This window comes from Hymenobacter busanensis (assembly GCF_008727865.1).
Classification (GTDB): Bacteria; Bacteroidota; Bacteroidia; order Cytophagales; family Hymenobacteraceae; genus Solirubrum; species Solirubrum busanense.
On sequence record NZ_VTWU01000006.1, the window covers coordinates 161137 to 179761 of the forward strand.

Below are 18625 nucleotides of genomic sequence, written 5' to 3' on the forward strand. Positions count from 1 at the left end.
CGATTACAAAACGTCATCCTGAGCAACGCGAAGGACCTTCTCACCGCTGGACGAGTCATTGCAACGACATTCGTTCTGGCGGGAGAAGGTCCTTCGCGTTGCTCAGGATAACGGGGCCTTATTCCTATCAGCCGACGGCCAGCGTGCGCATGCTCAGACCACCAAAGCTGACTTCCTCGAAGGCGTGCGTAATCGGCTCGTCTTTGTCGGCCAGGGCCAAGGTGTAGAGCAGCGGCCAGTAGTGGTCGGGGGTGGGCACGGCCAGCGGGCCGCTGGCGCCGGCTTTTTGCACATCGAAGAGGCTGCGGAAGTCGCGCTGGTCGATGCGGGTTTTCACCCATTCGTCGAACTCGGTGGCCCAGTCGTAAGGCGTCGCGTCGCCGGCCATCAGCTTGGGCATGCTCTGGCGCAGGTTGTGCACCACGTTGCCCGAGCCGATGATGAGCACGCCCCGCTCGCGCAGCTTCTGCAGCTGGGCCGCCAAGGCGAAGTGCTGTTCGGGTGTTTTGTAAAAATCGAGGCTTAGCTGGAACACGGGCACGTCGGCGGCCGGGAACAGGTGGTGCAGCACCGTCCAGGTGCCGTGGTCAAGACCCCACTCGTCGGAGCCGTGCAAATCGGGCACCATGTCGATGACCTGTTGAGCGTAAGCCGGGGCGCCGGGCGCGGGGTACTGCATGGCAAACAGCTCGGCCGGGAAGCCGCCGAAATCGTGAATGGTTTCGGGCCGCTCGTTCATGGTCACGAACGAGCCGCGCGTGAGCCAGTGCGCCGACACCACCAAGATGGCGTTGGGCTTCTGGCGCTGGCGAATGTCTTCGCCCAGTTTCTTGATGCGACGGGTAAAGGCGTTGTCTTCCAGCGCGTTCATGGGCGAGCCGTGCCCGATAAAGAGCACGGGCATCTTCTCGCTTTTTTTAAACGACGTGGCAACGGTATGGAGGTCTTGCAGGTTCATGGCAGCAGCGGTAAGCGGAAGCAGGGCCAGGGTTTTCAGAAAGGCTTTGCGGTCCATTGTTGGCTTCCTTGAGTACACCACAAAAGTACCGTAGCCCCAAGCCCGGCGCCTTGATGTATGGTAAGAAATGCGCCGCCAAAAGCTCTTCTGGAATGCAAACCTGGCCGGCATGCCTACTCCAAAGCGGCATCAATTATTCGCACATCCGGCCCCTGCAAATAGGCCGGCAGCTGCGGCACGCCCCGCCCGGAAAATGCCGCCATTCGCATGCCTTGCCCGCGCAGCAAGCGGTACTCTTCTTCGGTGGGCCACCAGGAATACACGTTGCGGTGAGAGTAGAACATGGCCTCGGTGTCTTCCAGAGCCGGCACGTTGAACACCACGTACCCGGCCGGCACCAGCGCATCGAGCCGGCGGTACACGGCGGTGCGCACCAGTTTGTGCTGCCGCTCAGGCAGCAGCCGGGCGGAGGCAAACCGCTCGGTGTGATGCTTGAGCAAACCCAACGGGCGCAAATCGGCCAGCACCACGGCCACGGCAAGCCCGGCCACGGCCCATTTGCCCCAAGCCCCGCGCCGGCGCAACCACCGCGAGGTTTCTACCCAGCCTAACGCCGCCAGTAGTAGCAGTGCCGGAGCCACCACATAGGTGTAGGAAACCATTTTGGTGGCCGCTGCCGAGAAGAATACAAACACGATCAGACAGGTGGTGAGCAGCAGGCGCACAGGGCGCGGGCGCAGCCGGGGCGTGGCGGTCCAGCCGATGCCGGCCGCAATCAGCAGCACCAGCCATTGGTATTGGTACCAGAGGTTGTTGAGGTAGTAGTACCACGGCCCGGCTTTGTCTTCCAGCGCCTGGGTGAAGTGCAGCGCGGCATAGTGCCGCTCAAAAGTGCTTTCCAGCGGAAACGCACGGTTGATATACAGCTGCCACGGCAGCACCAGCAGCGCCGCAACGGCCACGGCCAAGCCGTAACGGGCGTATTCCCCGCGGCTCCGCAACTTGGGGTTCAGTAGCATTTCCAGGGCCCAACCGGCGTACACCACCGCGCCCGGCAGCCATTTGCACAGCACCGCCGCCCCCGAGAATACCCCCACCAGCAGTGCCCAGCGTCCTTTGCCTGACGTGCTGCACTGGCCTTCATACCAGGCCCAAATGCTGGCCGTCACGTAGGCCATAAAGGCCACGTCGCTGTGGTCGACGCTTTGGCGGCCGGTGGTGAGGCCCAATTGGTAGTAGGCAAACGTGAGCAGCACCGCAGCGCAATACCCGACGGCCGGCGAGAAGACGAGGCGCCCCAGCCGGTACACGGGCCACAGCAGCAGGGCACCGAGCAAGGCGCTGGGCAGACGCAACGCCAACTCGTTGACACCGAACAGCTTGAAGCTAGCCGCAATCTGCCACAGAAACAGCGGCTGCTTGTGCACCCAAACGTGGTTGCAGCACCACGCCCGGTAGTCGTAAGGCAGCACGGGGTGTTGCCGGAGCACCGGCCTCAGCCAGTCGACCATGAGGTTTTTGGCGACCAGCGCGTGGAAACGTTCATCCCAATCGTGCAGAAATGGGTCGAGGCTGGCCAGCGCGAGGCGCAGACACAGCGCCGCAGCCATCAGCCACCACACTGCTTTGCTCGGGGAATAGCGGCTGAACACGAATACGCTGACGCCCGCCAGCAGTGCGCTCAGCACCAACAATACGTTCAGGAGGAAGGGAGCTAACAAAATGACAGTACCCAGGCGGCAAAACGGATGCGACTAAACGATGGGCCGGCCCAACCACGCCTTTCGAGCCTGCAAGATATTTACCGTCGTGCTACTCTGCCGGGAATCCCGGCCACGCGCTTTCCTCATCAGGCCCCAGCCAGTTCCCGCCGAATCCGACTCAGCGACTCCGGCGTGACACCTAAGTACCCGGCAATCATGCGCTGCGGCAGACGCAGGGCCAGCGTGGGGTACGTCTGCACGAAATCGAGGTAGCGTTCCTCGGCCGAGGCGCTGAGCGTGAGAACCAGCCGCTTCTGCATGGCATGCATGCTGTTTTGCAGCAGCCGATGAAAGAAGGCGGGAAAATCGGGGGTGAGGTGGGGGAGTTTGCGGTAGAAGGTGGCATCGAACAGCAGCACCTCGGCGTCTTCCACGGCGTCGATGGCAAACAGGGCGGGCGTGTGCTGCAAGAGGCTGTGCTGATCGGACACCCACCACTGCTCGGGCGCAAACTGCAGGATGTGCTCCTTGCCTTTGTCATCGACGACGAAGCTGCGCAGGCAGCCGCGCACCACGAACGCCCCAAAACGTGCCACCTCGCCGGCCGGCTGCAGCACCTCGTGCCGCCGCAGCTGCCGGGGCTCAAACAGCGCTTCGATGGCGGCCACCTGCTGGTCGGAAACGGGCAGCCGCTGCCGGAAATACTGCCGAAGCACATCGTACCCAGTGTCATTCATGGGCTCAATATCGGCAACGGGCGAAGATCAGCCACAGCTTGGCTCACGGTCTGTTTCCGCAATTGACTCCCCGCTTTACCAGCTTGATTTGAGTTGTCACTTGCTTCCCATAAACCCCATTGCACCCTATCCTCAATAGAATACTTGAGGCAGTCGATGAATTGTTACCAGTAATCGTGCTGATACTTCATCGGTTAATACTCCTCAACATCCTTATCTGGACAAATTCTAAAGTTTATTTGGACCCGTTCTAAACAGGCCTTTACTTTGCGTCAGATTTGAATCTGTCTAAACAACGCAGATGAGCCGCACGCTTCCCTTCCTCCTCCTCACCATCCTGCCCTGGGCCGCTACTGCCAAGCCCGTTCGCTTGGCCCACCGCCATTCCGGCGACGAAAACCCCACGACGACGCAGCCGGCCCATGGCCAGGCAGTAGGCCGTGTGGTGCTGGCCGACGGCCAGCCGGCCGAGCAGGTATCGGTGATGGTGAAGGGTACCACGATTGGTACCAGCACGGAGGCTGACGGCTCGTTCCGGTTGCGGCTGCCCGCGGGCAAGCAGACCCTAGCCATTGCCTACCTGGGCTACGTGACGCAGGAAATTGAAGTGGACGTGCCCAACCGCGCGACCGTAACAATACCGGCTGTGACGCTGGCCAAGAGCGCCCAGCAGCTGAGCGAGGTGAAAGTAACGGCGGGCCGCACCATCAACCAGCGCCCGACGAGCGTAAGCAAAATGCCCATTCGCCCGCTGGATTTGCCCCAGGCCGTGGTGACGGTGAACCAGGAAACCTTGGAAAAGCAGCAGGTACTGCGTTTAAGCGACGCCTTGGTGAACGTGCCGGGCCTGTACGTGACCAGCACAACCGGCGGCACGCAGGAAGAGCTGGGCAGCCGCGGCTTCGCCTACGGCTCCAACAACACCTTCAAGAACGGGGTGCGCTTCAACAACGGCATCATGCCCGAAACCTCGTCGCTGGAGAGCATGGAAGTGCTCAAGGGCAGCGCGGCCATTCTGTACGGCAACGTGGCCGCCGGCGGCGTGCTGAACCTGGTGACCAAGAAGCCTAAGTTTGAGCAGGGCGGCTCGGCAGCCCTGCGCGTGGGCTCGTTCGGTTTCTGGAAGCCGATGGTGGACGTGTACGGTGCCGTGGGAAAGAGCGACAAGGTGGCCTACCGCCTGAACACCAGCTACGAACAGGCCAACAGCTACCGCGACGAGGTGAAGTCGGACCGCTTCTACGTGAACCCCTCGCTGCTCTTCAAGCTCACGCCCAAAACCGACATGCTGGTGGAAGGCGACTACCTGCGCGACAACCGCACGCCGGACTTCGGCATCGGTGCCGTTGATTACGTGATTATTCCCTCGCGCAGCCGCTTCCTGAACGTGCCCGGCGCGCTGAATGCTACCTCCCAAACCAGCACCACCGCCACGCTCACCAGCCGCCTGAACGACACCTGGCAGGTGCGCGCCGTAACCGGCTTCCAGCACTACGACAACGAGTTGCGCTCGGCCTCGCGCCCCACGGGCAGCATTGTGCAAGGCCCCGCCTACGGCAACTGGAACCGCGGCCTGCAGCGCACCGAAACCTCGGAGAATTACTTCCTGGCCCAGCTGGACCTGACCGGCAACTTCCACACCGGCTTCCTGGGCCACACCCTGCTCGTGGGTGCCGACGCCGACCAGTACCAAACCAACACGCTGGCCTACACCAACCCGGCCAGCCCCACCAGCGCCAGCACCGCCGTATCGACTTACGACGTTATCAACCTGCTGGACCTGAACCGGGAAGTGGCGCAACCCGCGCTGCGCCTGAAGGGCTTTGGTGACCTGGAGCGCAACATCAACACCCAAGCCAACACCCGCCGCGCCGGTTTCTACGCCCAGGATCTGCTGAGCTTCAGCGAGAAGGTGAAGGCCCTGGTGGGCTTGCGTTGGAGCTACCAAGAAACGCCCAGCGACGTGTACTACTACAACACGGTAGTCAACCGTCAGCCCCAGGCAAACGGGCAGGTGCTGGCCGGCACCTTCAAGCAGAACCGCCGCTACGACAACGCCTTCTCGCCGCGCCTGGGCTTGATTTACCAGCCCCTCAAGACGATGTCGGTGTTTGCTTCGTACTCGAACTCCTTCTCGCCGCAGGCTAACACCGTGGCCGACTTGAATGGCCAGCCGCTGCCGCCTTCGGTAATTGACCAATACGAGGTGGGGGTGAAAAACGACCTGTTCAACGGTGCGCTGTCGGCAAACGTGACGGCCTACCGCATCGTCAACAGCAACCAGATTCAGAGCGTGCTGCCCACCGACCCGCGTTTTGCTACGGCTTCCAACCAGAACAGTCCGCAGGAGCTGGCCGGCGAGGTAACCAGCAAGGGCGTGGAAGTAGACGTGCAAAGCAAGCCCTACCTGGGCTGGGCGGTAATTGCCGGCTACAGCTACAACAACACGGCCTACACCAACAGCAACATTTACACGAACGGCAGCCGCCTGCGCTACAACCCCGCCCACACCGCCAACGCGAGCCTGTTCTACACCCTGGAAACCGGCGCGCTGAAAGGCCTGACCGCCGGCGTAACCGGCTACTACGTGGGCGACAAGCTGGCCGGCCGCAACCCGCGCCTCCTCAACCCCGCCGACGGCAAGCCCTGGGCCACCGCCGACGCCAACAAGTTCATTTCCATCCCCGACTACCTGCTGTTCGATGCCTCGCTGGGCTACACCCACAACCGCTTCGGGCTGCGCGTGAAACTGGCCAACCTTCTCGACGAGTTGAGCTACAACATGCACGACGACAACAGCGTGAACCCCATTGCCCCGCGCACTTTCGCGGCCACGTTCAGCTACAAGCTCTAACAATCCACACCTGATTGCCTGCCGCCAACCCATCGGGCCTCTCGACCATCGGAGGTTCGGTGGGTTCGGCATACCCCGCCACCGTTTCGTCATGAAGATCTTCTTTCGCACCATTCACCTCTACCTGAGCCTGGCCGCCGGCCTCGTCATTGCCATCGTGTGCTTTACCGGCGCGGTGCTGGTGTTCGAGAAGGAGTTGGAGCAAGGCCTGCACCCCGAGCGGTACTTCGTGACGGAGGCCGGCCCGCAGCGCCTCTCGCCCGAGCAGTTGGCACAGGCCGTAACCAACCAAGTACCCAAGGCCAAGGTCACGGGCCTGAAGCTGTATGCCGACCCGCTACGCACTGCCGAAGTAAGCCTAGCAGGCGGCCCCGAAGGCGGCCAGAAAGAAGGTGGTGCCCGTACCGGCGGCGGTGAGCAGCGCCGCGACGGCGCGGCCGGCAAGGGTGAGAAAGGCGGCAAGGAAGGCAAAGGCGGAAAAGGCGGTGGCGAAGGTGGCCGCGGGCCCACGTATTTTGTGAACCCCTACACCGGCGCCGTGGTGGGGCCCTACAACTACCGCGACACGTTTTTCTTCACCATGATGGCCCTGCACCGCGGCATGGTGGGCGGCCCCGTAGGCAAGTGGATTGTGGGCACCAGCACGCTGCTGTTCCTGTTCATCATCGTCACCGGCTTGGTGCTGTGGGTGCCCGCCACCGGCAAGGTGCTCAAGCAGCGCCTGGCGGTGAAGTGGGACGCCAGTTGGAAGCGCCTCAACCACGATTTGCACATCGTGCTGGGCTTCTACGCCGCGCTGTTTTTGTTCGTCTTCGCCTTCACCGGCCTGGCGTGGTCGTTTGAGTGGTTCAACAACGGCATCTTCGCCGTCACCAGCTCCGACCCCAAAGGCCCCGAAGCGCCGAAGTCGACGCTGGCCCTCAACGGCGCCAAGCTCGGCTACGACCAAGCCTACACCATTGCCCAACAGCAGGTGCCCGGCGCCCTCTCCTACGCCATTTCGCTGCCCAAGGACTCGGCCGAAGCCGTGCGGGTGAATACCACCTCGGCCAACGCCGCCTACGAAGGTGCCACCGACGAGCTGTACCTCGACCAGTACACCGGCCAGCCGCTGGGCAAGCTCCGCTTCGCCGACCGCAACCTCGGCCAACGCGTGCGCCGCACCTTCAAGCCCGTGCACACCGGCGCCATCTACGGCACGCCTTCCAAAATCGTGGCCCTGATTGTCTGCATGCTCGGCGTTACGTTCCCCGTCACCGGCACCATCATGTGGCTGAACCGGCAGAAAAAGGAACGCAAGAAGCAGCGGAAGCAGGCCGTGGCTAAAGCGGCGTAAGGTTTAGAACCATAAAGCAGTTAGCAAGTCATGCTGAGCTTGTCGAAGCATCTCTACCGCGTCGTCATTCGGTAGAGATGCTTCGACAAGCTCAGCATGACACACAAGCAAAACGCCCGCTGGAATTCCGGCGGGCGTTTTTGTTTACGACAGTACCAAAGTTTAAAACGGCGGGTCTTCGTTGGCGAAGTTGCTGCGGGGGAACGGTTGCGGCGGAGGCGGCGCGTCGTTCATGCGCGAGCCCAGCCGGATGGTGTTCGGCGCGAAGCCGGGGTCGGGCTCGTCGAAGTTGCTGGGCGGCAGCTGGCCGGTGTTGTAGCTCATGCCCGCGTCGTCGAAGCCCCCGCCGCCGTCCAGGTCGCCGAACTTGGTGAAGCGGCCGATGAACTTGAGCTGCACGTTTTCCAAGGAGCCGTTTCGGTGCTTGGCAATGATGACCTCGCCCATGCCCTGGGTGGGGTTGCCCATTTCGTCCTCGGTAATCTTGTAGTACTCGGGGCGGTACAAGAAGATTACCATGTCGGCGTCCTGCTCGATGGAGCCCGATTCGCGCAGGTCACTCAGCTGCGGACGTTTGTCGCCGCCGCGGGTTTCCACCGAGCGCGAGAGCTGCGACAGCGCCAGCACGGGCACGTTCAGTTCCTTGGCAATGCCTTTCAGGGCCCGCGAAATCGAGGCAATTTCTTGTTCGCGGTTGCCGGCGCCCTTGCCCCCGTCCGAGTTACCGGTCATCAACTGCAGGTAGTCGATGATGATCATCTGGATGTCGTGGTGGGCCTTCAGGCGGCGGCATTTGGTGCGCAACTCGCGGATGCTGAGCGCGGGCGTGTCGTCGATGAAAATAGGCGCGGCCGACAAGGAGGCAATCTTGTGGTTGAGCTGCGCCCACTCGTAGTCGGCCAGGTTGCCTTTCTTGATTTTCTCCGAGTCCAGCTCCGCCTCCGCCGAAATCAGGCGGTTGACGAGTTGAATCGAGGACATTTCCAGCGAGAAAATGGCGACCGGTTTCTTGAATTCCACGGCCGCATTGCGCATGGCCGATACCACGAAAGCGGTTTTGCCCATACCGGGACGAGCCGCAATAATGACCAAGTCAGAAGGCTGCCAGCCCGACGTAACGCGGTCCAGCGCCGTGAAGCCGGAGGGCACGCCGGTGAGGCCGTCTTTCTGGTTTTTCTTTTCTTCCAGTTCCTTGATGGCCTTGCCCATCAAGCTGCGCATGTCGTCGAAGTTCTTGCGAATGTTCGACTCCGACACTTCAAACAACGATTGCTCGGTCTGGTCAAGCAGGTTGAACACGTCGGTGGTGTCCTCAAACGCCTCGCGCTGAATGTCCGACGCAATGCGGATCAGCTCACGCTTGATGGCGTTTTCGGTGATGATGCGGGCGTGGTATTCCACGTTGGCCGCCGAGTTTACCTTGAAGGTCAGCTGGGCCACGTAGGGCGGGCCGCCGGCTGCTTCCAGCTCGCCCCGCTCGCGCAGCTCCTGGGTAACCGTCAGAATGTCAATCGGTTCCGACTTATCAAACAAACCCAAGATGGCCTGAAAGATGCGCTGGTGCCGGTCGTCGTAGAAGCTCTGGGGCTTCAGGATGTCGATAACGGTGGTGAGGGCGTCCTTTTCGAGCATGAGCGCGCCCAGCACGGCGGCTTCCAGCTCGCGGGCTTGCGGAGGCAGCTTGCCGGTCGGGCTCGTCGGGAAAACCGGCTTGGATTTCCAAGCGGTTTGGGCCCGCGCGGCCAGTTGTTTTACGCGGCTATTGCTCTCATCCATCATGCGTGCGGCAGGGTCTCTAAGTCCGAAGATACGGCGAAGGGGCTACAAAACTACGGGCCACGGCGCGAATAAGTGCCGTTGATTGCCGACAGAGTTTTCGCTACTTTGCCTCAATTGGCTGAGGGCAAGCAGCCCCGGCTTTGGGAGCGTTCGTTACCTTTGCCGCCCGGCCCCGCCTACATTTCGGGCCGAAATTATTCGCGTAGCGTCTCTTTCTGCCCGCATGGCCCAACCTTCGTACCGGCGCGTCCACCTTATTGCGGTGGGCGGCAGCATTATGCACAACCTGGCCCTGGCCCTGCACCGCCAAGGCGTGCACGTCACCGGCTCCGACGACGAGATATTTGACCCGGCCCGCACCCGCCTGGCGGCCGCCGGCCTGCTGCCTGACGAGGAAGGCTGGAATGCCGAGCGCATTACGTCCGACCTCGACGCGGTGATTGTGGGCATGCACGCCCACCCCGACAACCCCGAGCTGCACCGCGCCCAGGAGCTGGGCGTGCGCATCTTTTCCTTCCCCGAGTTCATTTACGAGGCCTCGAAAGACAAGCAGCGCATCGTCATCGGCGGCTCGCACGGCAAAACCAGCATCACCTCGCTCATTTTGCACGTGCTGCGCCACCACGGCCGCGAGTTCGACTTCGCCGTGGGCGCCCAGCTGGAAGGGTTCGATTTGATGGTGAAGCTGACCGATTCGGCGCCCATCATCATCATCGAAGGCGACGAGTACCTCTCCTCGCCGGTGGACCGGCGGCCCAAGTTTCACCTCTACCAGCACCACATCGGCGTTATTTCGGGCATCAGCTGGGACCACATCAACGTGTTTCCCACGGAGGAAAACTACCGCGAGCAGTTCGCCATTTTCGCCCGCATGACGCCCAAAGCCGGCGCCCTCATCTTCGACCAGGACGACGAGCAGGCCCAGCTGGTGAGCGTGCCCTCGAACCCCGACGTGAAGTACATCGGCTACCGCCCGCACGAGCACGTCATCAAAAACGGCATCACGTCGCTGGTCACGAAGAAGGACGAGCTGGTGCCGATTCAGGTGTTTGGCGAGCATAACCTGCGCAACATCTCGGCCGCCAAGGAGGTCTGCAAGCAGCTCGGCATCAAGGGCAAGGACTTCTACGAAGCCGTGGCCACGTTTAAGGGCGCCGCGCGCCGGCTGGAGCTGGTGAAGCAGAGCAACACGTCGGTGGTATACAAGGACTTTGCCCACGCGCCTTCCAAGCTCAAAGCCACCGCCAACGCCCTGAAGCAGCAGTTTCCGAAGCGCAAGCTGGTGGCCTGCTTGGAGCTACACACGTTCAGCTCGCTCAATCCCGCGTTTCTGCCCCAGTACGAAGGCACCTTTGACGCGCCCGACGTAGCCGTGGTATACTTCAACCCCCACGTGCTGGAGCACAAGCGCCTGCCGCCGCTCAGCCCGGCGCAGGTAGCCGAGGCCTTCCAGCGGCCCGACGTGCAGGTATTTACCGACAGCAAGCAGCTGGCCACGTTTCTGCAGCAGCAGGACTGGCACGACGCGAACCTGCTGATGATGTCGTCGGGCACGTTTGACGGGCTGGATTTGGCGCAGCTGGCCGCACAGGTGACCAACGGCTAGCCCAACCTCAGCAACGACAGCGGGCCGGCAAGCTCTGCTTGCCGGCCCGCTTCGGTTAGTGCCGTTTCGTAAGTGAAGCTTTCAACGACTGTGGTACTTCGACTACGAATTGTAGTACCACTGCTGCCTGTGCTGCCGTGGCTTCTTCTTTTGTGGAGAGAGGCTAAGGCAGGTTTTGCTCATGTGCTACTTTTAGCGCCATGAAACCGAACTTGCTACTTCTCCACGGCGCCTTGGGCTCGGCGCAGCAATTGCAGCCGCTGGCGCAGCTTTTGGCCGCACAGTTCACCGTCCACACGCTCGATTTTGCCGGGCATGGCGGACGGGCATTGGAGCCTGCGGCGTTTACCATGCCCCATTTCGCGCAGGAAATCAGCCGGTTCATAGCAGAAAAAGGCCTGACGGCGGTGCATGTGTTTGGCTACAGCATGGGCGGCTACGCGGCGCTGGTAGCGGCAACCAAGCAACCCCAAATCTTCCGCTCCATCACCACGCTGGGCACCAAGTTCGATTGGTCGCCGGAGGGCGCAGCCGCGGAAACGCAGCTGCTCAACCCCGAGAAAATTGAAGTCAAGGTGCCGCAGTTTGCCGAGCACCTACAGCGCCTGCACGCGCCCACTCCCTGGGCCGAGGTAGTCACGGCCACCGCCGCCATGATGCGGGCCTTGGGCGAAACGCCCGCCCTGCACGAACTGAATATGTCACAGCTCACGGTGCCGGTGCAGGTGCTCGTCGGGGAGCTAGACAAAACGGCGGGCGTGGAGGATTCCCGGCAGTTTGCCACCTACCTCACCAACGGCACGCTCGAAGTACTGCCCGCCACTCCGCACCCGCTCGACCGGGCCGATACGGCGGCGCTGGCGCAGCGGATCGAGCAATTTGCTACGGCCCACGCCTAGTTTGGCACCCACGAAAAAAGCCCGCCGGATTGGCGGGCTTTTTTCATTCAGTCTTTCTGGCTGGGCAAGGGCGGTGCGGGCCGCTTGCGGTCGGATACAACCAGCACGGCTACGGCCGTGAGGGCCAGGCGCCAGAGCCATTTGCGGGAGTTCATCGGCGGGCGGCGGTGGCCGCGAAAAAGGTGTTTTTGCGCTCTACGGTCAGGTCGCAGCTGGCGCCGCCGCCGTTTTCCTCGCAGCTGGTGCCCATAATCTGGTTGTTCTCGAAGTTGAAGAAGCAAAACTGGCAGCCGGAGCTTTCGATGATGTACCGCTCGGCGGCTGAACTTAGATACAGGCTGTTGTCGGTAGACTGCTGCAGCGGCAGGGCCATAGCCCGAAACTGCCCGTTACGGAGGCCCAGCCCCACCAGGAAATACGCGGGCTTGTCCTTCGGCGTCGACTGGACCTTGCGAATCATGGCCTTGTCGATAACGGTGCCGTCGTTGAACTGCCGGATGAAATTCTGCGCCAGTTGTTCTTTGGGAATGGTGTACTGCACCTTGCCTTCGGTAATTTCGGCCACCAGCTTGCTGGGCGAGTCGAGGGTGCCGATGCCAGCGTCGGCGTCTTTGGTGGGGGCGCCCACTTCGGGGAAACCGCGCTTACTGGTTTCGCAGGCGCCCAGGGCAATCAGGAGCAGGAAGAAGGCCAGGCGCCCCAGCAGCGGCGAACCGCGGCGAAACCTGGAGAAGGAATGGTGCATGCGTTAGCGGGCGGTGTAGTATTTGCGCGCCTCGGGCAGCTCGCGCTGGATGTCGGCAATGCGCGTGTCGTTGGAGGGGTGCGTGGAGAGGAATTCGGGCGGCGTACCGGCCGATTCGCGGGCCGCCATGCGCTGCCAGAACGAGACGGCGCCGTCGGGGTTGTAGCCGGCCATGGCCATGAAAATCAGCCCCAGGTGGTCGGCTTCCGATTCTTGGCTGCGGCCGTATTTCAGAATGCCCAGCTGGGAACCCACGCCCACCACCTGCAGAAACACGTTGGACGTAGCCGACGGATTTTGCCCCGCGGCGGCCGAAACGGCCGTGCCCAGGCCCTGCGCAGCCAGCTGCTGGCTCATGCGCTCGGAGCTGTGCTTGGCCACGGCGTGGGCAATTTCGTGGCCCATAACCACGGCAAGGCCCGTTTCGTCCTGCGTGATGGGCAGAATGCCGGTGTACACGGCCACTTTGCCGCCGGGCATGCACCAGGCGTTTTCCTGCTTGTCGTTGATCAGGTTAAACTCCCATTGGTAGCCGGCCAACTGGTCCTGCTGGTTTTGCTGGCGGAAATACTGCTCCACGGCCTGCTGAATGCGCTGGCCCACGCGCTGGACCATGGCGCCCTGGCTGGTGTTGGTGGCCAGACTACTGGAAGCCAGCACCTTTTGGTATTCGGAGGCAGCCATGGTGTTCATTTCCTGGTCGGAAACAACGTTGAACTGGCGCCGGCCGGTTATCGGGACGGTGGAGCAGCTGACGGCCGTGAACAGGGCCGCGGCGAGCATGCATTTCTTGAACATGGACGTAGAGGGCTTCTTGGGAAAACGAACGGCGAAGGGGCCGCGGGCAGCAGCGAAAAACGAGGCCGAAACCGCCCGGCGGCGCTGCCTGCTATACGACGGCGGCCGGGGAAAATGTTATATCTGCTATTAACGGGCTGAGGGCTTTTGCGTAAGCTGCCGCAACCCCGCGCCGGGTTTTTCGCCTATGGTGAATCCTGTACTTTTGTTTAGGCCGCCTCCCGGCTCTTTTTTCGCCTCTCTCCTTCCGATATGAAAATCATCTGCATCGGTCGCAACTACGCCGAGCACATTGCCGAGCTGCACAACGAAACGCCCGACGAGCCCGTCATCTTTCTGAAGCCCGATACGGCCTTGCTGCAACGCAACCAGCCGTTTTTTCACCCCGAGTTTACCCAGGACATTCACCACGAAGTGGAGCTGGTGCTGCGCGTGAGCAAAAACGGCCGCCACATCGAGGAGCCCTTTGCCCACACCTACTTCGACGCCATCGGCCTGGGCCTCGACCTGACGGCCCGCGACCTGCAAAGCAAGCTCAAAAGCAAAGGCCTGCCCTGGGAGCTGGCCAAAGGCTTCGACGGCTCGGCACCGCTGTCGGAAACTTTCAAGCCCGTAGCCGATTTCGCCGACCTGAAAAACATCAGCTTCCACCTCGATGTGAACGGCGAGACGCGCCAAAAAGGCAATTCCTCGCTGATGCTCCACGATTTCAGCCGCATCATCAGCTACGTGTCGCGCTTCATTACCCTGAAAATGGGCGACCTGATTTTCACCGGCACGCCCAGCGGCGTGGGGCCAATCAAAGTCGGCGACCGGCTGGAAGGCTACCTCGAAGACGAGAAGCTGCTCGACCTGAACGTGAAGTAATATTCTGGCAGGCCCCGCGGCGCTACGCTCACCCAGCCGTAGCGCCGCGCGGGCGTGTCGTTCCATTCCACCCCGTTGTTGTCTCTGTGTTGTTGAAACGTCCCCTGAACTCCTGGCTGCTGGCCCCGCCCGCTCTGCTGCTGCTCATATCGGCCTCGCTGCCGCCCGCCTGCTCCACCGACACCGGCAAAACCGACAAGCCCGCGGCCGCCAAGGCCAAACCCGCCCAAACTCCGGCAGACAGCTCCTTGCGCGGCTATTTCCAGTTTCCCATCAAGCCCGGCCAGCCCAACCTGCTGGCCGCCAGCATGGGCGAGTTGCGCCCGAACCACTTCCACGGCGGCCTCGACATCAAGACCGACGGCGGCGTGGACCGGCCCGTGTACGCGGCCGCCGAGGGCTACATCTCGCGACTCAAGCAGTCGTCGTTTGGCTACGGCAACGTGCTTTATATCACTCACCCCAACGGGCTGACGACGGTGTACGGGCACCTGAACCACTTCCGCGGGCCGGTGGCTGCCGAGCTGCTCAAGCGCCAGTACGAAAAGCAAACCTACGAGCTGGAACTGCATTTCCAGCCCGGCCAGTTTCCGGTGCAGAAGGGTGAAGTCGTGGCTTTGTCGGGCAATACCGGGGGCTCGGCGGGCCCGCACCTGCACTGGGAAGTGCGCGACGCCAAAGACAACCAGCTGAACCCCTTGCAGTGGGGCGGGTTCGCCGAAATTCAGGACCACGTGCCGCCCACAGCCCTCATGACGGCGGTGGAGCCGCTGAGCATCGACGCCCGCGTGCAGGGCCGCTTCGAGAAGCGCCTCTTCGCGCCCACCGGCACGCCCGCCACCGGTTTTGTAGTGCCCGACACCATCCCGGCCTACGGCACGGTGGGGCTGCTGCTGCAGGCTTTCGACCGGTTCGACAACGCCTGGAACAAGAACGGGCTGCAGCGCGTGGAGGTGCTGGTGAACGGCAAGCCCTGGCACGAGCACTTTATCAACGGCATCGGCTTTCCCGATGACACCCGGCAGGTGAACCACTTCACCGACTACGATTACACGATGTCGGCGGGCCGCACGCTGCAAAAGCTCTGGATTGACGACGGCAACACCCTGCCCATTTATCGCACCGGCCCCTTGCGCGGCAAGCTGCGCGTGGAGCCCGGCCAGGTATACACCGTCGAGATTCGCATGGCCGACTCCTACGGCAACACCACGCCGCTGCGCATGGTGCTGCGCGGCGAACAGCCGGCCTACTGGCAAACCCGCTCGGCCACGGTGCGCAAGCCCACCTTGCGCTACGACGTGCTGCGCAACATTCTGCGCGTGACCGTGGACGACACCGCCCGCCAAGCGCCCAACCTCACGCTGCTGCGCACCGGCCGCCAACTGCAACTCAAGGCCAGCTACACCGATCAGTCGCGCACCGTGTACCTCTACGACCTGCGCGCCGGCCTGCCCGACTCCCTCCGCTTCCCCGGCATCCGCACTGCCCAGCGCTTCGACCGACAAGCCATGATTCCGGCCGGTACCGAGCAGTTGTTTGCCAATCAGTACCTGAGCTTAGCCTTTGCCCCGCGCAGCATCTACGACACCCTGTATCTGCAAACCAGCTACAAAGACGGCCTCTGGACCATCCAGAACGCCCGCACGCCCGTTCAGGAGGCCTTGCGCGTCACGCTCAAACCGCCCGTGCCGGTGGTCGATAAGGCCCGCTCGGCGGTGTACATGGTGCGCGGCAACGCCAAGATCTGGCAGGGCAATAGATGGGACGGCGAAAACATCACCTTCGCCACCCGCATCTTCGGCCAGTTCCGCATCCTCACCGACACCATTCCGCCCTCGGCCCGCCTCGTCAGCAAAAGCGCGGCTGGGCTGGTGTTCAAAGTCGGCGACGACCTGTCGGGCCTGGCTAGTTACGCCCTTACTGTGGGGGGCCAGTGGCGCCGCCTGCGCTTCGAGCACAAAAACTCCACGCTGTTCACCGAAAACCAGGATACCCTCGGCCCGCGCCTGCGCGGCCCGGCTTCGCTGCGCATCACCGACCAGGCCGGCAACGAGAAGGTCATCAACTTCAATTTGTAGCCGGTTACCGGTATGGTCTTGAAAAGGCGGACTTCGGTTCGCCTTTTTTGCGTTTCGGTTGTCGTAGTAACGCCTGGGTGCGGCTTGCGTAGAACCTTCCGCACACCCACACCTTCGCTCTTTCGATGCCAACGCCGCCCAAAACCCGCCGCCCCGCCCTGCTCGGCGCGGCCCTTGCCGCCGTAGCCACTGGCGCTGCCGTCTACGCCTACGCCCGCCGGCGGCCGCCGCTGGCCACCGTTTCGCACGTGGATTTGCACCGCTACGCTGGCCTCTGGTACGAAATAGCCCGCCTGCCGCAGCGCTTCGAGCGCAGCTGCGCCCACGTTACGGCCGAGTACCGCCCCCTGGCCGACGGCCGTATTGAGGTGCGCAACACCTGCCACAAAGGCGCCGTGGAGGGCCCGACCGAAGTAGCCCGCGGTGTGGCCCGCGTGGTTGATACGGCCACCAACGCCAAGCTCAAAGTGCAGTTTCAGTGGCCTTTCGAGGGCGACTACTGGATTCTGTTTCTCGACGCCGACTACAAATATGCCCTCGTCGGTTCGCCCGACCGCAAAGGCCTCTGGATTTTGAGCCGTGAGCCGCACATGCCGCTGCCCACCCGCCAGAACCTGGTGAAACTGGCCCGCGAGAAAGGCTTCGACGTCGAAAAGCTCATCTACACCTTGCAGCCCGTCACCGACCAACCCTAGCAGCGGCCCGGGCCGTTTCGGCCGCACCCCGTAACTTGCGGCCCATGATTACGCTGCAACCCGGCGACGCCGCCCCCGCCTTCGAAGCCCTCGACCAACACGGTAATGCCATTCGCCTGGCCGATTTGCGCGGCCAGCGCGTGGCCCTGTATTTCTACCCAAAAGACGACACGCCCGGCTGCACCGCCCAGGCCTGCTCCCTGCGCGACAACGAAGCCCAGCTGAAAGCCGCCGGCGTAACGGTGCTCGGCGTGAGCACCGACGACGTGGCCTCGCACCAGCGCTTCGCCCAGAAATACGAACTGCCCTTCTCGCTGCTAGCCGACCCCGACCGCAAACTGGTAGAAGCCTACGACGTGTGGCAGGAAAAGAAAAACTACGGCAAAACCTATTGGGGCACTGTCCGAACTACCTTTCTCATCGACGCCGAAGGGAAAATAGAGCGAATCATTCGCCGCCCCGACACCAAGGAACACGCCGCTCAACTGCTGAAATAGCCCGAGCCGCCGGCGGTCCTGCTTCAGGCCCGCCGGTTTTGTTTTTGGTGGCCCCGCGCCGAATGCCGAATTTTACCCCGCCCCTGCCGGGTGCGTCGCTTTCTCTTTGCAACTCCTTTCCTCTTTATATGCATCATTTTTCCCAACCCGTTGAAGCCAAGGCCGCGCCCCAAGTGGAGTCGGTAGACGAGCTGAAGCAGATTGCCAGCCAAGTACGCCGCGACATCGTGCGCATGGTTCACGCCGTCAATTCGGGTCACCCCGGCGGCTCGCTCGGCTGCACTGACTTGCTGGTGGCCCTGTACTTCAAGGTGATGAAGCACACGCCCGCGCCCTTCGACATGAACGGTACCGGCCAGGACCTGTTTTTCCTCTCCAACGGGCACATTTCGCCGGTGTTCTACTCGGTGCTGGCCCGCTCGGGCTACTTCCCGGTGAGCGAGCTGAGCACCTTCCGCAAACTGAACTCGCGCCTGCAAGGCCACCCCGCCACCCACGAGTACCTGCCCGGTGTGCGCATTGCCTCGGGCTCGTTGGGCCAGGGCCTGAGCGTGGCCGCCGGTGCCGCGCAAGCCAAAAAGCTCAACGGCGACGACCGCACCGTGTTTGTGCTGATGGGGGACGGTGAGCTGGAAGAAGGCCAGGTGTGGGAAGCTGCTCTGTACGCTGCTCACCACAAAATCGACAACCTTATTGCTTTTGTTGACCGCAATGGCCAGCAGATTGATGGCTCGACCGATGAAATCGGCGGCCTCGGCGACCTGCGCGCCAAGTTCGAAGCCTTTGGCTGGAAGGTGCTGGAAGCTGATGGCAACCAGTTCGAAACCCTGCTCCCCGCGTTGGAAGAAGCCCAGTCGCTGACCGGCCAAGGCAAGCCCGTGATGGTGCTGATGGACACGCAGATGGGCTACGGCGTCGACTTCATGATGGGCAGCCACAAGTGGCACGGCGTGGCCCCGAACGACGAGCAGCTGGAAAAAGCCTTGCAGCAGCTGGAGGTCAAGGAAAACTCTGACTACTAAGCGGCGCTGCTGATTTTTCGCGGCGTAAGTTTTGGGACTCTGGCGCGTTAG

General features: G+C 62.3%; 15 protein-coding genes. 9 read left to right on the plus strand and 6 right to left on the minus strand.

Annotation, left to right across the window (positions count from 1 at the left end; translation table 11 throughout):
• Positions 1-127: 127 nt before the first annotated feature.
• The 3 genes from ygiD to F0P96_RS16520 form a co-directional block, all read right to left on the minus strand.
• Positions 128-1015 carry a 4,5-DOPA-extradiol-dioxygenase gene (gene ygiD / locus F0P96_RS16510; protein ID WP_235917502.1) on the minus strand — a complete coding sequence of 296 codons (888 nt, stop codon included), beginning with the start codon at positions 1013-1015 and terminating at the stop codon, positions 128-130.
• Positions 1016-1131: 116 nt separating this feature from the next.
• On the minus strand, positions 1132-2679 hold the full coding sequence (locus F0P96_RS16515; RefSeq protein WP_151080029.1) for an ArnT family glycosyltransferase: 1548 nt from the start codon (positions 2677-2679) through the stop codon (positions 1132-1134).
• Between the two features lie 128 nt (positions 2680-2807).
• Entirely contained in the window at positions 2808-3398 is a 591-nt protein-coding gene (locus F0P96_RS16520; RefSeq protein WP_151080030.1) for a Crp/Fnr family transcriptional regulator, read from the minus strand.
• Between the two features lie 301 nt (positions 3399-3699).
• On the opposite strand from F0P96_RS16520, the gene F0P96_RS16525 reads away from it, so the two are divergent.
• Both F0P96_RS16525 and F0P96_RS16530 read left to right on the plus strand, forming a co-directional pair.
• Positions 3700-6252: a TonB-dependent receptor gene (locus F0P96_RS16525; protein ID WP_151080031.1), complete on the plus strand. Its 2553-nt coding sequence runs from the start codon at positions 3700-3702 to the stop codon at positions 6250-6252.
• Between the two features lie 91 nt (positions 6253-6343).
• The gene (locus F0P96_RS16530; protein WP_151080032.1) at positions 6344-7588 is read left to right on the plus strand and encodes a PepSY-associated TM helix domain-containing protein; all 1245 of its coding nucleotides are present in this window, start codon (positions 6344-6346) and stop codon (positions 7586-7588) included.
• 162 nt (positions 7589-7750) lie between these two features.
• Here F0P96_RS16530 and dnaB read toward each other — a convergent pair whose 3' ends face one another.
• Positions 7751-9364, minus strand: a complete 1614-nt coding sequence (gene dnaB, locus F0P96_RS16535) for a replicative DNA helicase (protein WP_420840976.1) — start codon at positions 9362-9364, stop codon at positions 7751-7753.
• Positions 9365-9590: 226 nt separating this feature from the next.
• Here dnaB and F0P96_RS16540 point away from each other — a divergent pair, with 226 nt between their 5' ends.
• A complete protein-coding gene (locus F0P96_RS16540; protein WP_151080034.1) occupies positions 9591-10973 on the plus strand; it encodes a UDP-N-acetylmuramate--L-alanine ligase in 1383 nt (460 codons plus the stop codon).
• A gap of 200 nt (positions 10974-11173) precedes the next feature.
• The gene (locus F0P96_RS16545) at positions 11174-11872 is read left to right on the plus strand and encodes an alpha/beta fold hydrolase (protein WP_151080035.1); all 699 of its coding nucleotides are present in this window, start codon (positions 11174-11176) and stop codon (positions 11870-11872) included.
• A 151-nt stretch (positions 11873-12023) separates the two neighbouring features.
• Here the strand turns inward: F0P96_RS16545 and F0P96_RS16550 are convergent, their stop codons facing one another.
• Positions 12024-12617, minus strand: a complete 594-nt coding sequence (locus tag F0P96_RS16550) for a hypothetical protein (protein WP_151080036.1) — start codon at positions 12615-12617, stop codon at positions 12024-12026.
• 3 nt (positions 12618-12620) lie between these two features.
• Positions 12621-13415: a M48 family metallopeptidase gene (locus tag F0P96_RS16555; RefSeq protein WP_151080037.1), complete on the minus strand. Its 795-nt coding sequence runs from the start codon at positions 13413-13415 to the stop codon at positions 12621-12623.
• A gap of 252 nt (positions 13416-13667) precedes the next feature.
• On the opposite strand from F0P96_RS16555, the gene F0P96_RS16560 reads away from it, so the two are divergent.
• The 5 genes from F0P96_RS16560 to F0P96_RS16580 all read left to right on the plus strand — a co-directional run bounded on the left by F0P96_RS16560 (position 13668) and on the right by F0P96_RS16580 (position 18574).
• The gene (locus F0P96_RS16560; RefSeq protein ID WP_151080038.1) at positions 13668-14282 is read left to right on the plus strand and encodes a fumarylacetoacetate hydrolase family protein; all 615 of its coding nucleotides are present in this window, start codon (positions 13668-13670) and stop codon (positions 14280-14282) included.
• A gap of 92 nt (positions 14283-14374) precedes the next feature.
• Positions 14375-16360, plus strand: a complete 1986-nt coding sequence (locus tag F0P96_RS16565; protein ID WP_160619901.1) for a M23 family metallopeptidase — start codon at positions 14375-14377, stop codon at positions 16358-16360.
• Between the two features lie 125 nt (positions 16361-16485).
• Positions 16486-17055 (plus strand): lipocalin family protein, encoded by a 570-nt coding sequence (locus F0P96_RS16570; protein ID WP_151080040.1) that lies wholly within the window; start codon positions 16486-16488, stop codon positions 17053-17055.
• Positions 17056-17102: 47 nt separating this feature from the next.
• Positions 17103-17552 (plus strand): thioredoxin-dependent thiol peroxidase, encoded by a 450-nt coding sequence (bcp, locus tag F0P96_RS16575; protein WP_151080182.1) that lies wholly within the window; start codon positions 17103-17105, stop codon positions 17550-17552.
• A gap of 128 nt (positions 17553-17680) precedes the next feature.
• Positions 17681-18574 carry a transketolase gene (locus F0P96_RS16580; protein WP_151080041.1) on the plus strand — a complete coding sequence of 298 codons (894 nt, stop codon included), beginning with the start codon at positions 17681-17683 and terminating at the stop codon, positions 18572-18574.
• Positions 18575-18625: the final 51 nt, after the last annotated feature.